Below are 14352 nucleotides of genomic sequence, written 5' to 3'. Positions count from 1 at the left end.
TACCACCAGTACATTTTCAAATTAATATATGCCGAAGCCCTTAAAAAAACTATAAGGATTTGAATATATAAACGTTTGTCATACAAAATAAAAAGCCAGAAATCAAGTTCTGGCTTTTTATCGGTTAGAGGATGTATTTAGTCTGATTCTTTATTGGCTTTATAGGCATAAGCATAGTTATAGCCATAGCCATAGCCTGCACTTGAACGTTGAATGTCGTTTAGAATGAATCCATTCACTTTCACACCGGCTTGTTCGAAGCGATTCAGGGTCAATTCCAACTCTTTCATTTGTGTTTTCGCATAACGGGCAATTACTAAGTTAACACCTGTGTATTGAGAAATAATGATGCCATCCGTCACGGCTAAGACAGGCGGAGTATCAATAATCACATGATCAAACTTATCCGACAGCTGTTCTAATAACGTTTTAAATTGCGCAGAGCTTAAAAGTTCAGAGGGGTTCGCTGGACTCTTACCACGAGAAATAATGCTCAAGCCTGGCACTTCGGTCGTACGAATCACGGCATCGAGTGTTTGTTCACTGTTCAAGAACTCTGTTAAGCCTGGTTGTACGTCATAGTTAAAGTATTTATGTAAATAACCACGACGTAAATCAGCATCGATGATTAATACGCGTTTATCGCTTTGCGCCAAAATTGTGGCTAAATTTGTTGAAATAAAGGATTTCCCAACTTCTGGCGCAGGCCCTGAAATCGTAATCAGATTATTTCGAGCAGAGCTTAGAGCGAAATGAATGGCTGTACGCATACTTCTTAAGCTTTCGATGGCAATATCATCACTATTCTTCACAGCCAAAATAGGAATATTCTTTTTCTTTTTCAGAATCTTGATACGGCTTTCCTGTACGGGAGAGCGAGGAACCGTTGCATACACTGGCAGATCCAATTCATTTTCAATTTGAGTGGAATCTTTAATACCAGAGCGCAACATATTACGCAGTAAGGCCAACAATGTACCCAGAAAACCACCCAAGAAAACGGACAAAATCAGAATTAGTAATTTCTTTGGTTTAATTGGCTCAACCGGTTCTACCGCAGTATCGACAATACGCACATTGCCAATTTCACCTGCTTTGGCAATCCGCAGTTGTTGGTAAGAGTTAAGCAAGCCTGTATACAGCTGTTGTTTGACTTCTACTTCACGGAACAGTTGTAAATATTGGCGTTGTAATTCTGGCAAGCGTTTGAGCGTGCCATCTAACTCTGCAATGCGTTTGTTAATCGCACCCAATTGAGCATTCATTTGCTGCATCACAGGGTGTTCGTTGGTGTACTTGGCCGCAGCTTCAGCCACTTGTTGCTCTAACTGCGATTTTTGGGTTTCCAAAGTAATACTTTGGGTTAAATATAACTCAGATTCTTTGGTCACATCGACTGTATTAAATTGTTGGCGGAATTTGTTAAATTCGCGTTCCGCAACATCCAGTTGTTGTTTTAGTTCAGGTAGTTGCTCATCCAAGAACTTTAAGGTCTGTGCACTTTCAGCCGAACGGCGTTCAATATTTTGTTGGCTATAGGCTGCTAAAATTGAATTGAGTACTTGGGTAATATGTTCTTTATCTTGACCCTGATAATTTAATCCAAGGACACCGGTCATTTTCCCTTTTTCAGCAACCGAAAAATTCTCTAAAATATTATCAACTGCAGCAGGTAAAGATTGCTTTTGAATTAGGTAGTAATCTTTTAACTTGTCGCGGGTAAAAATCGAAATATCCCACGATCCATCAGTGGTGCGTAATGAATTCGCTTGATTGAGCTTCGCAGTCAGAATTTTTTCTTCAGTTTCGGTATCTATCAGTGTAATGAGATTATCTTCAAAGCTTAAACTGAGGTCTTTATCACGATATACGTTAGGCACATTAAATTGACGGACTTCAAAACTTTTTTCATTGTCTTTAAAAGTTACTGATTTATTTTTATATTCAGTCACATAGTCATGTGGAGAAAATAGGCGATCAATAAATGAATTCTCTGTACCCGAAACTTTAAGATCAAGATGCAAATTTTGAATCACAGTACCTAGAACTAAGCGTGATTTTAAAATTTCAATTTCTGCTTGAGCCGGTTGCTTTTGATCAATCATGCTTGATAGATCACCCAAGAGTGCTGCTGAAGTTCCTTTACTTTCCTCAACCTGTACCAGTGCATTTACTGCGTAGGTATCAGCTGTAGTTCTTAAATAAAGTAGGGCGCAGACGAGACTTAAAATTACACATAAAGCAATTAACTTCCATTGTGCAATCAGAGAGAAAAATAATTCTTTTAAATCAATTGTATCTTCTGTATTGGTATTTTGGCTCATAATCGTACATCAAAAGTTAAATATGTTTAGTCCAATCCGCAACGCAAGACTGGATCAATTGTGAAGTTTGGTCAAAAAAGGCCTGATCATGCTGGTATGGATCGGGAACATTTTTACCCTGCCAATGCCCAAGGCGAAATGTTTTTCCTTTGGCAAAGGGCCAAGTCTGTTCAATATGCTTTTGTTGATTTGAACTCATGACCAAAATTAAATCTGATTTTTTGATCAGTTCAGCATTTAATTTTTGGGCAATATGTCCACTCATATCGATGCCAATTTTTTGCATACAGTATTGAGCTTTTTCATCTGCTGCATGCCCAATCATACCTGAGATTCCAGCTGAATAAATATTCAGGTCGGGATGATCTTTTTTTAGGAGATACTCCGCCATAGGGCTTCGGCAAATATTACCTACACAGACCACCAAAATATTTTTAAATAACATTATTGGCCCAATCTGTCCAAGTTATAGATGATATTTGAGAAAGGAATAACTTGATTGATTACACGCTGCCAGCGTGCTAAACCGGATGCATCTACATAGACAATATCATTGCTGCGCATTTTAAATTGATTGGCTAAGCCAAAATCGCCAATACTAGTTAAATCTAAATGATAGATTTCGGTCATCGGGCTGTTCATATCACTACGAACAACATAAATTTTACCACGGCTGGCTGAAAGCGAGTTGATCCCTAAACTTTCACCAAGTACATCACTTAAGCTCATCCCTTGTTCACGCATTGGTAAAGACTGGTTCTTGCCAGATTCTCCCATGACATAAATTTTTTGATTTTCGCGTGAATTGACATAAATCGTATCATTCGGTTGAATGAGTAGATTATGTAAAGAATAGCCAGCCTTTTCTAGTTCAATACTATTCAGTACATAACTTTGACCATTTCTGACCAAGGTTAAAGAGGCATTGTCACCAAATTGGCTATTTACTCCGCCCGCCATACCTAAAGCGGTATACACACTGGTAGGTTGGTCAGTAAGATTGAATTGGCCGCCTTTCATCACGTTACCTTGCACAGAATAACGTTGACCTTGGTAGGAAAGTACACGAACGATCACATCGGGTGTTTTTAAGTAACGCGAGAGTTGACTGCGCAATTCCTGATTGACTTGAGTGAGTGATTTACCTGCTGCTTTATAGCGACCAATAATCGGAAATTGAATATAACCGCTTTGATCAATTTGATAGCCATTCGACTTGATGGCTTCTTCATTATTAATCGTATTGGTCGGTGGGGTGATTTCAGGATAAGCCCATAAGTAAATGGATAAAATATCACCAGAACTTAAACGATAATTTTTTTGCTGCTGATTAAAAAGGTGAGCATAATTTTGTTGATTAATTTGAGCGGGTTGAACAGCTAATAAATTTTCTTGAGTTAGTTTAATGACATTGACTGTCGAGCCTAAATCAGTCTGAAATGTACCTTCTTTAGGAAGGTCATAGGTTTGTAAGCCTGAAGTAATGGCACAACCCGTCATACTTAGACTCAAAGCTAACATACAGCTATAACGATAGTAACTCACTCGAATACAAATCCTATTTATAAAATTTTTGAATCATTAAAATGCGGGTTTAAATACCCAAATTACTCATTTTAGGATGTTAAGTTTATACTATTCACCTTGTAGAATATAGCTTTACATTTGTTTTAAATCGTAAGTTTAATCAAGACTCGCATGTATGAATATCTTTTTAAAGATCTTGTTATTAGTTGAATTTTTTTAAATGAGTAATGTTGGTTTTATAGGTGGGATTGTTTAATCCTATAAATATTTTTGATTAAAATTACAGTCCTTATAGGACATCATTACACAATCGAAATTTGATTTTCTGATATAATTTAACACTATTTACAACATAACGATGATTGATAATTCATCGATGACATGGGCTTCAGTATGTTACAACTCTCCGAATTAAAAATTGCCATAATCGGATTAGGTTATGTCGGTTTACCGCTAGCTGTTGAGTTTGGAAAAAAAGTTCCCGTTGTGGGTTTTGATATTCATCAAAAGCGTATTGATGAGCTACAGAGCGGACAAGATCATACTTTAGAAGTTTCACCAGAAGAATTAAAGCAAGCAACGCATTTAAGCTACACCACGAACTTAGAGCAGTTAGCAGACTGTAATTTCTTTATTGTGACAGTGCCAACCCCGATCGATGAATTTAAGCAACCCGACCTGACTCCTTTGATTAAAGCATCCGAAAGTATCGCTAAAGTATTGAAAAAAGGCGATGTGGTTGTCTATGAATCAACGGTTTATCCTGGTGCAACTGAAGAAGTATGTATTCCAGTTTTAGAAAAAAATTCAGGATTAAAATTCAATCAGGATTTTTATGCAGGTTATAGCCCAGAGCGTATTAACCCGGGCGATAAACTGCACCGCGTTACCAATATTTTAAAAATCACTTCGGGTTCAACACCTGAAGTCGCTGATTATGTGGATCAAGTCTATAACCTAATTATTGAAGCAGGCACGCATAAAGCCGCGAGTATTAAAGTGGCAGAAGCCGCGAAAGTGATTGAAAACACACAGCGCGATGTGAATATTGCCTTAATTAATGAATTGGCGCTTATTTTTAATAAAATGGGCATCGATACAGAAGCAGTCTTGCAAGCTGCAGGTACGAAGTGGAATTTTTTGCCGTTCCGTCCGGGTTTAGTCGGTGGTCACTGTATTGGTGTCGATCCGTACTATTTAACGCATAAAGCCCAAGCAATTGGCTACAACCCAGAAATTATTTTGGCAGGCCGTCGTTTAAATGATGGTATGGGCGCTTATGTAGTGACTCAACTGGTTAAAGCCATGTTGAAAAAACGCATTCAAGTTGAAGATGCCAAAGTACTGATTTTAGGCTTAAGCTTCAAAGAAAACTGCCCAGATATTCGTAATACCCGCATTATTGATATCGTCAATGAACTCAAGGAATATCATACTCAAATTGATGTTTATGACCCTTGGGTCGATGCATCTGAGGCTGAGCATGAATATGGTATTCGCCCAATTTCAAACTTAGAAAATGGCAAATATGATGCCGTTATTTTGGCCGTTGCACATCATCAATTTAAAGATATGGGTGTACAAGCTATTCGTGCTTTAGGTAAATCTGAGCATGTGTTATATGACTTGAAATATGTGTTATCTCAAGCCGAATCTGACCTTCGTCTATAAGAGGACATACCATTATGAATCAATATCAACAGGTATGTGACAACCTCAAAACTGCACCCAAAACTTGGTTGGTGACAGGTGTGGCGGGTTTTATCGGCTCAAACCTTTTAGAAACCTTACTCAATCTCAATCAAGCTGTGGTGGGTTTAGATAACTTTGCCACAGGGCATCAGCATAATTTGGATGAAGTGCAAAGCTTAGTCTCTGCTGAGCAGTGGGCGAATTTCCGTTTTATTGAAGGCGATATTCGCCAGTTTGCAGACTGCCAAAAAGCCTGTGTAGGCGTAGATTATGTCTTACATGAAGCAGCGCTCGGTTCTGTACCGCGTTCAATTGCTGACCCCATCACCACCAATGAAACCAATATCAGTGGTTTCTTAAATATGCTCACTGCGGCACGTGATGCAGGTGTTGCTAGTTTTACTTATGCGGCCAGCAGTTCAACCTATGGTGACCATCCTGCATTGCCAAAAGTGGAAGAAAATATTGGTAATCCGCTTTCACCTTATGCAGTAACCAAGTATGTCAATGAACTCTATGCTGATGTATTTGCGCGTAGCTATGGATTTAAAGCAATTGGTCTACGTTATTTTAACGTGTTTGGTCAACGCCAAGATCCAAACGGTGCTTATGCGGCAGTGATTCCGAAATGGACAGCATCGATGATCAATGGTGAAGATGTCTTCATCAATGGTGACGGTGAAACCAGTCGCGATTTCTGTTTTATCGACAATACCGTTCAAGCCAATATCTTGGCAGCGACCGCATCAGATGAAGCAAAAAATCAGGTCTATAATGTTGCATTAGGTGACCGTACTACGCTGAATGAGTTATATCGTGCCATTCAAGTGGCGCTTGCGACCAATAACGTTCAATTTGACCGTGATCCTGTCTATCGTGAGTTTCGTGCAGGTGATGTACGTCATTCACAAGCCAGCATTGCTAAAATTGAGCAACATTTGGGTTATGCGCCCGAGTTTAAAATTGCCGAAGGCATTCAATTGGCCATGCGTTGGTACGTCAATAACTTAAAATGATCTTGAACCGATGATTGCGAAACTCTTCGCAAAATATCAGTCCATTGGACTGATTACCTTAAGTTTACTGGCAGGTGCGATAATGACATTTATCGCACTTCCTGTTTTAACACGCCTGTATTCTGTTGCAGACTTTGGTGCGTATGGGATTGCTTTAGCCATCGTTAGTGTTTTATCGACGGTTGCCAATTTACGTCTTGATCAAGCCTTATTGGTCGCGGACGAACAAGATAAAAAAAGTCTGATGTTTGAAGGGGCGGTGTTCTCAACAGCAATCGCTGTGATGAGTGGCATCGTCATCAGCTTGATTTTAAATGTTAAAATGGCATGTGCTGTAGCAACCGGCGTGCTTGCCAATACCTTGCTTCAGAGTGTTTATAACTATCAATTTGCTGCGCATAAGGAATATTTTTGTGCGGGCTTAAATATTTTTAGAAGTGCGATCGTCGTTGCGGTGCAATTGAGTTTGCCACTGTTCATGCAGATCAGTTTGGTCAATAGCTACAATGTCAGCTCGATTCTGATGATTGTGGCGATGTTGCTCTACCTACTGAAGTATCAGCTCTATCAAGTCAGTTGGCAGGCATTTAAAAATTATCAAGATTTTATCTATGCCAATACGCCACATGCCTTGCTGAATAGTTTTTCGCATAATTTGCCTTACTATGTGGTGTCGCATTTTGTGGGTGTGCAGGCGATGGGTTTTTATGCCATTGTCGAGCGGACTTTACGTGTTCCGATCAATTTGATTTCACAAACCTTACGTCAGTTTTTTATCCGTAAGTTTAAAACCACAGATTCAAGCAAAAATGCATTAAAGGCAAGCGTGCTTTTAAGCTTGGTGTCGCTGCCTCTTTTTGCAATTTTCTTTATCTTGCCTGAGTCGGTATATCTTTGGATTTTCGGTTCTGAATGGGTTGGGATATCAACTTATTTCCAAATTTTAGCGTTGGGCTATTGGGCGGTTTTCTGTAATCCGCCAAGTTCGGCCTATTTAATTGCCAAGCGCAATAGCCAAGTCTTATTTAAACTGCAAATCGTTGAACTCATGATTAAGTTCGCATTATTTGCAGGCTTCTATGCAGTCTTTGCTGATAAAGTGTATATGTTACTTGCGGTACCTGTAGCATTAATTTTCTATAACTTTGCCATTTTGTATGTGGTGTGGAGAAACAAAAACTGATGTTTTTTAAAATCTTAAAATACATGAATTGGTTTGCTTCACAGTGCCGTAAAGTGATGTACAACATGGCATTTGGCACACAATTTCGTTACTTCGGCAAAGCGTGTACCCTAGAGATTAATGGCCAAGTTAAGATCGGCAAGAATGTCTATATTGGCGATCATGTCAGTTTAATTGTCGAGCAAGGTGCGTTTTTAGAAATTGCAGATAACAGTTTTATTGGTGAAAGCTGTTATATCAAATGCTTTGGTGGCAAGGTGTCGATTGGTCAAGATGTCAGCATTAATTCTAAGTCTTTTATTAATGGTTGTGGTGGTGTAAGTATTGGTGACAATACCCGTATTGGTACGCAAAGTATTTTGATTGCCAGTAATCATAAATTTGGTGAGCCTGATCTGTTAGTGAAAGATGCAATTACCAAGCAGGGCGTGAGTTTAGGGCAAAATATTTGGCTTGGTGCACGAGTTACGGTACTTGATGGTGTAACTATTGCCGATGATAGTGTGATTGGCGCCTGTAGTTTAGTGTCTAAACCTTTGCCAGAATCAGGGGTATATGTCGGTATTCCAGCCAAAAAAATCAAATCGGTGTAAAGCGCTATTCGTATCGTAAAGCACGTTTTCAGCGTAAAATATTCAGCTTAATTTTCTCCCTTTTGATTTCTGATCCTGACATAGGTTATGCGTATGGCATTTATGGTTTCTGCTTTTCGACAGCTGTTTGATCTTGCTTATTTTATGGCAAAGGGCAGTGTGGCTTATGCACGTAAAAAAGGTGTGAAAGTCGGTGAAAACTGCCGAATCTATATTAAAAGTTGGGGCTCAGAACCGTTTTTAGTCTCAATTGGTGATCATGTCACGGTGACTTCAGGGGTGAAATTTATTACTCATGATGGCAGTACCTGTTTAGTCAAAGATGAGCAAGGGAAACGCTATCAACGCTTTGCGCCAATTCAGGTTGGTTCGCGTGTGTTTATTGGGGTCAATAGCATTATTATGCCGGGCGTGAGCATTGGCTCCAATGTGGTGATTGGTGCAGGTTCGGTGGTGACCAAAGATATTCCTGATCATAGTGTGGCGATTGGTGTGCCTGCCAAAGTGGTATCCAGTTTTGCTGATTATCAAGCCAAAATTCAAAGTAGCTGTGCCAGTGATACTGACTTAGCTGGTATTACGGATTATCGCGAGCGCGTGGAACGTGCTATGTCGATTCAAGCCTCAAAAAGCTCGCATTAATATTCTCCCATTTCATAAAGTTTAGGTCTGCATATGTTGAATAAAGTCATGTTCTTTTTGCCAAGCTTGGGCGGTGGCGGTGCAGAACGTACAGTCATTCAACTGGCGAATAGTTTGGCCGAACAAGGGCTTAAGATTCATTTGGGTGTATGTGACCTAAATGATGATAAAGCCAAGCTGTTACCCGAAGTAGGTTCTAAAATTGAATTGGTCAATTTTAATTGTGGTCGGGTAATAAATAGCATCACGCCCTTAAAAATAAAAATGAAAGCTGAGCAATATGATTGCTTAGTGTCAACACAAACTCATACCAATATTGTGGCGGGTATTGCGAAAAAACTCGCAGGTGTTGCAACACGTTTGATCTTCCGTGAAGTATCGACACCGTCAAAAAATATGAAGTTGCAAGGCATTGCTAAATTTGTGCTGAAAACTTTGGTGAATTGGACCTACCCCATGGCACAGCAAGTGGTCTGTGTTTCTAAAGGGGTAGAAGCTGATTTTCGTGAATATTATGGCTATAAAAATAATAATTTGAGTACCATTTATAACCCTGTATTGGACGGTGCCTATTTTGAAAAACTCAAAGCGCCAGTCACACATCGCTTTTTTAATAATGACCATAAAGTGATTTTGGCAGTGGGGCGTCTCACTGAAGCAAAGAACTTTGGTTTTCTGATTCGTTCCTTTAAAGCCTTGCATAATCAGCATCCTGAAACCCGATTATTGATTTTAGGTGAGGGTGAACTGCGTACTGAGTTTGAGGCTCTAGTAGCCGAGTTGGGTTTAAACGATGTGGTGGATTTACCGGGCTTTGATGCTAATCCATACGCTTATTTTAAATATGCATCGCTGTTTGTTTTAAGTTCCAATTGGGAGGGTTTGCCTGGAGTACTCATTCAGGCGTTGGCTTCAAAAGTAAAAGTGGTCAGTACCAACTGCCCAAGCGGCCCGGTGGAAATTCTAGAAAACTCCAAGTTCGGTTTATTGGTCGAATGCAATGATCAGGCAGGGTTAACTCAAGCAATGCGGCAGGCGATTTTTGCAGATTATGTGCAATATCAAGAAGCTGATTTTGAAGCGCATATTCAGCAGTTTCATAAGCAAACCGTACTTAAGCAGTATTTGCGTATGATGGAGTCTGCAGCATGAGCAAACCGTTGATGGTGCATGTGATTACCAACTTTGCAGGCGTGGGCGGTGCAGAGATGATGCTGGCACGTTTGATTCAATACACTGAACACCAATACGAACATGTGATCATTGCTTTAATGAAAACATCAGAGGTGTATCAAAGTACTTTAGATCGTTGTCAGGCGCATTATGGACTGGATTGGAATGGCATAAACACATTGGGTACGGTAAGCAAGCTGCGTACATTGCTTAAAAAACTACAGCCTGCAACGGTGCAATGCTGGATGTACCATGCCAATGCGTTGACCAGTCTTAGTATCATTGGTTTAGCCCAAAAACCGAATGTGGTATGGGGCATTCATCATTCGCTTGCTTCTCCCAAAGATGAATCGATCAGTACCAAGATTGCCTTGGGCTTAAGCAAAATACTGTCCCAACAAGCCAGTGCCATTATTTATTGTGCGCATTCGTCTATGCAGCAGCATCAGGCCTTTAGCTTTAAAAATGGCAATAGTCAAGTGATTGCCAATGGCGTGTTTTTAGATAAATTTCAGCCCAATCCTCAATTGCATGAACCAACCGTGATTGGTTTTGCAGGGCGCTATCACATAGCCAAAGGCTATCCCTATTTGTTTGAAACTATGGGCTTGCTGAAAGATAAAAACATCATCTTTAAAATTGCTGGTAACGGTGCGAGTATAGACAATCCTGAAGTCAAAGCCTTATTTCATCAGTATCAACTAGATGCTCAAAAGGTACATTTGCTTGACCAAATCTCGGACATGCCTGCCTTTTATCAATCCATTGATGCATTCCTCATGACTTCGATTACCGAAGGTTTTCCGAATGTATTGGTCGAAGCAATGGCATCAGGTTTGCCATGTATCAGTACCGATGTTGGCGATGCCAAATATATTGTGCAGGATTTAGGAAGCATTGTGCCACCACGCAATGCGAAAGCTTTGGCAGATGCGATTTTGGCATATGTACAAAAGACAAAAGCAGAAAAACAAAGCTTAAAACTAGCGACGCGTGAACGGGTAGAGCAGAATTTCAGTATTGAAACTGTCAGCCGTCAATATAAGCGGGTGTGGAGCCAACAGGCATGAAGTTTTTAATGATCAGCAGTTTTTTGCCATCTGTACTCAATTTTCGTGGCAAGTTATTAGAAGCGATTTCTGCGCAAGGCTATGAAATTCACATCATGGCGCCTGAATTTGCATCATTTCCCGAAGAACAGCAAAAACTGCAAGCCCTGGGCTATCATCTGCATGAGATTCCCATGCAGCGTACCGGCACCAATCCACTGGCTGATTTAAAACTGTTAAAACATATCTATCGGCAAATTCGTCAAATTCAGCCTGACTACGTGCTGTCCTATACCATTAAACCGGTCATTTACGGTACCTTAGCGGCTTGGCTTGCGAAAGTACCGCATCGTTTTGCCTTAATTACAGGTTTGGGCTATGCCTTTCAAAATGTGGAATCTGGCAAGCGTAGTTTTTTTCAAAAGCTGGTGCATGGCTTATATGCGCAAGCGCTCAAACGTAGCGACAAAGTCTTTTTCCAAAACCCTGATGATTTAAAGCTTTTCCAAGACATGCATTTGCTTGATGCCAATAAACCAACTGTGGTGGTGAATGGCTCAGGGGTGAATGTGCAAGACTTTGATGTCATGCCTTTACCGAAAGATGATTCAGGTGTGGTCAAAGCCTCATTCTTGCTCATTGCACGGCTTTTGGGGGATAAAGGTGTGCGTGAATATGCTGAATCGGCACGTATTATCAAAGCACAGTTTCCTAAGGCGGAATTTCATTTGGTCGGTTGGATTGATGATAATCCTTCGGCCATTTCACAAGCTGAACTTGACAGGTGGATTGCCGATGGTCGCCTCAAATATTGGGGCAAGCTCAGTGATGTGCGTCCTGCAATTGCGGAAAGTTCCGTGTATGTGTTGCCATCTTATCGTGAAGGCACGCCACGTACCATATTAGAAGCTATGGCGATGGGGCGTGCTGTGATTACCACCGATGCGCCGGGCTGTCGTGAAACCGTTACCAATGGTGTAAATGGCTATTTGGTTGCGGTGAAATCAGTCAATGATTTGGTGCAAAGCATGCAGTATTTTATTGAAGATCCAAAACTGACTGAGTATATGGGAAAGCGTTCGCGGGAAATTGCGCTGAATAAATATGATGTGCATCAAGTGAATAAGCACATGATGGCTGAAATGGATATCCATTAAAGGCGATTTACCCAATTTTAGAGACGATCCAGATGACCTTAAAATATATAAAAAGTGATTTATACCGTTATACCGGCAATGTCAGTTTTAAAACTTTTTTGAAAACTTATTTTTTCAATCGCGGTTTTAATTTTTCATTTTGGTTACGTTTAGCCAGCGCTCAAAGCAAGTGGGCAAAACTGGCCTATCCTATTTATTATTATAAAAAAAAGCAGTACGGCATTGATATTAATACCACGACTCAAATTGGCTACGGCTTGTTTATTGGGCATGGCGGGCCGTTGGTCGTTAATCCGACAACCGTGATTGGCAATAATGTGAATTTATCGCAATTTACCACCATTGGTGCAAATGGCGGCCGTCAAGCCGCAGAAATTGGTGACAATGTTTATATTGGGCCCAATGTCTGCATCATTGAGCATGTCAAAATTGGTAATAATGCCACTATAGGTGCAGGAAGCGTTGTGACAAAAGATATTCCTGAAAATGCAACTGCGGTAGGAAACTACGCGAAAGTGATCAGCATGAATAATCCGGGTCATGCAGTTAATCGTCGTTGGACAGATTTCTAAAAGGCTATATGGTTTGACAGCTTTTAGAATGGGGAATACTTGAGTCCCTTTGACCGTTGAAATATTTTACAAATTTGATGGTAGCGAACAGGGTATAATCATTGCTAGAAATGAATATTGACTCCGCCATTTTTATCTAACCTCAAGAGTGAACCATGTTAAAGCGCTTATTGGATATTGTGATTGCATCATCTGCACTGGTGCTGCTGTCTCCTGTATATGCTTTTGTGGCATATAAGGTGCGAAAAAATTTGGGTTCACCCGTGTTGTTCCGTCAGGTGCGTCCGGGGCTCAATGGCAAACCTTTTGAAATGATCAAATTCCGCAGTATGAAAGATGCGGTCGATGCACAAGGTCATTCATTGCCAGACAGTGAGCGTTTAACGCCCTTTGGTCAAATGCTGCGCTCCAGCAGTTTGGATGAAATGCCAGAACTGTGGAACGTGATTAAAGGTGAGATGAGCATTGTCGGGCCACGTCCTCTGCTAATGGAATATTTGCCGTTATATAATAGTGAACAAGCCAAACGTCATAACGTGCGTCCAGGCATCACAGGGTATGCGCAAGTGAATGGTCGTAATGCCATTTCATGGGAAAAGAAATTTGAGCTAGACACATGGTATGTCGAAAACCGTTCATTATGGCTAGATTTTAAAATCATGCTGAAAACGGTACAAAAAGTATTGTCTAAAGATGATATTAGTGCCGAAGGTGAAGCTACCATGAGTAAATTTACGGGTACTTTGGAGCCTAAAGATGACTAAGCTCTATGCCATTTATGGCGCTTCAGGCTGCGGGCGCAGTTTAATGCCTGTTGCACGCCAGCAATTAGCACGTGAAAGCGATGCTTCAGAAATCGTATTTATTGATGATGCCTTGGAATCGGTTGCAGAAGTAAACGGTCATCGTGCCATGAATTACCTCGCATTTTTAAATGAAACGGCTTCTGAAAAATACGTACAAATTGCCATTGCCAATAGTCATGTACGACAAAAGATCGCTCAGCGTTTAGAGATGGATGGCATTCACCTTTGGTCGATCATCGCGGACAATGTCGTTCTAATGGATCAGCTTGAGCTCGATGAAGGCTCTGCTTTAAGTCCATTTGTCACCATTGGCTCAAATGTCAGAATCGGTAAGTGTTTTCAAGCCAATTTATACAGTTATGTTGAACATGATTGTGTGATTGGGGATTTCGTTACTTTCGCGCCAGGCGTAAAATGCAACGGCAATATTCATATACACGCGCATGCCTATATTGGCGCGGGTGCGATGATTAAGCAGGGCACACCTGATCAGCCTTTAGTAATTGGTGCAGGTGCTATTGTTGGTATGGGTGCTGTCGTGACTAAAAGTGTGCCTGCAGGCGCAACAGTGGTGGGAAATCCTGCCCGTATTGTGACGAAAAAATAGATGTTTAAACT

Annotated in this window: 14 protein-coding genes; 11 read left to right on the top strand and 3 right to left on the bottom strand. The window is 40.6% G+C overall.

The features are described 5' to 3' along the window. Nucleotides 1-137 precede the first annotated feature (137 nt). From AC4CU2_RS17050 to AC4CU2_RS17040, 3 genes are read right to left on the bottom strand one after another with little or no spacing between them, the layout of a single operon-like run. The gene (locus AC4CU2_RS17050) at nucleotides 138-2324 is read right to left on the bottom strand and encodes a polysaccharide biosynthesis tyrosine autokinase (RefSeq protein ID WP_490769168.1); all 2187 of its coding nucleotides are present in this window, start codon (nucleotides 2322-2324) and stop codon (nucleotides 138-140) included. A 16-nt stretch (nucleotides 2325-2340) separates the two neighbouring features. After that, the gene (locus AC4CU2_RS17045; RefSeq protein WP_180190482.1) at nucleotides 2341-2769 is read right to left on the bottom strand and encodes a low molecular weight protein-tyrosine-phosphatase; all 429 of its coding nucleotides are present in this window, start codon (nucleotides 2767-2769) and stop codon (nucleotides 2341-2343) included. After that, entirely contained in the window at nucleotides 2769-3845 is a 1077-nt protein-coding gene (locus AC4CU2_RS17040) for a polysaccharide biosynthesis/export family protein (RefSeq protein WP_490769254.1), read from the bottom strand. Before AC4CU2_RS17040 ends, AC4CU2_RS17045 begins: the two co-directional genes overlap by 1 nt. A 399-nt stretch (nucleotides 3846-4244) precedes the next feature. Between AC4CU2_RS17040 and tviB the strand changes: the two genes are divergently transcribed. The 11 genes from tviB to AC4CU2_RS16985 all read left to right on the top strand — a co-directional run bounded on the left by tviB (nucleotide 4245) and on the right by AC4CU2_RS16985 (nucleotide 14341). After that, nucleotides 4245-5522 carry a Vi polysaccharide biosynthesis UDP-N-acetylglucosamine C-6 dehydrogenase TviB gene (tviB, locus tag AC4CU2_RS17035; RefSeq protein ID WP_490769167.1) on the top strand — a complete coding sequence of 426 codons (1278 nt, stop codon included), beginning with the start codon at nucleotides 4245-4247 and terminating at the stop codon, nucleotides 5520-5522. 14 nt (nucleotides 5523-5536) lie between these two features. Further along, entirely contained in the window at nucleotides 5537-6559 is a 1023-nt protein-coding gene (locus tag AC4CU2_RS17030; RefSeq protein WP_168379446.1) for an NAD-dependent epimerase/dehydratase family protein, read from the top strand. A gap of 10 nt (nucleotides 6560-6569) precedes the next feature. Next, nucleotides 6570-7742, top strand: coding sequence for an oligosaccharide flippase family protein (locus tag AC4CU2_RS17025; RefSeq protein WP_490769166.1), 1173 nt, complete (start codon nucleotides 6570-6572; stop codon nucleotides 7740-7742). Further along, complete coding sequence (locus tag AC4CU2_RS17020) at nucleotides 7742-8335, top strand: acyltransferase (protein ID WP_490769165.1); 594 nt, start codon at nucleotides 7742-7744, stop codon at nucleotides 8333-8335. The genes AC4CU2_RS17025 and AC4CU2_RS17020 overlap by 1 nt, the downstream gene beginning before the upstream one ends. Nucleotides 8336-8428: 93 nt before the next feature. After that, the gene (locus AC4CU2_RS17015; protein WP_279679058.1) at nucleotides 8429-8977 is read left to right on the top strand and encodes an acyltransferase; all 549 of its coding nucleotides are present in this window, start codon (nucleotides 8429-8431) and stop codon (nucleotides 8975-8977) included. Between the two features lie 33 nt (nucleotides 8978-9010). Continuing rightward, complete coding sequence (locus tag AC4CU2_RS17010) at nucleotides 9011-10129, top strand: glycosyltransferase (protein ID WP_490769164.1); 1119 nt, start codon at nucleotides 9011-9013, stop codon at nucleotides 10127-10129. After that, on the top strand, nucleotides 10126-11220 hold the full coding sequence (locus AC4CU2_RS17005; protein WP_490769163.1) for a glycosyltransferase: 1095 nt from the start codon (nucleotides 10126-10128) through the stop codon (nucleotides 11218-11220). The genes AC4CU2_RS17010 and AC4CU2_RS17005 overlap by 4 nt, the downstream gene beginning before the upstream one ends. Next, nucleotides 11217-12356, top strand: coding sequence for a glycosyltransferase family 4 protein (locus AC4CU2_RS17000; protein ID WP_490769162.1), 1140 nt, complete (start codon nucleotides 11217-11219; stop codon nucleotides 12354-12356). The genes AC4CU2_RS17005 and AC4CU2_RS17000 overlap by 4 nt, the downstream gene beginning before the upstream one ends. Before the next feature lie 32 nt (nucleotides 12357-12388). Then, entirely contained in the window at nucleotides 12389-12928 is a 540-nt protein-coding gene (locus tag AC4CU2_RS16995) for a serine O-acetyltransferase (RefSeq protein WP_490769161.1), read from the top strand. A 155-nt stretch (nucleotides 12929-13083) separates the two neighbouring features. Continuing rightward, complete coding sequence (locus tag AC4CU2_RS16990) at nucleotides 13084-13692, top strand: sugar transferase (protein WP_490769160.1); 609 nt, start codon at nucleotides 13084-13086, stop codon at nucleotides 13690-13692. Beyond that, nucleotides 13685-14341 (top strand): acetyltransferase, encoded by a 657-nt coding sequence (locus AC4CU2_RS16985; RefSeq protein ID WP_490769159.1) that lies wholly within the window; start codon nucleotides 13685-13687, stop codon nucleotides 14339-14341. Before AC4CU2_RS16990 ends, AC4CU2_RS16985 begins: the two co-directional genes overlap by 8 nt. The last annotated feature ends 11 nt before the right edge of the window (nucleotides 14342-14352 follow it).

It is taken from the genome of Acinetobacter sp. 797_lipA (assembly GCF_058243025.1).
The sequence above is the reverse complement of the archived record's forward strand: the minus strand, read 5'-3'. Positions and strand labels throughout refer to the sequence as shown.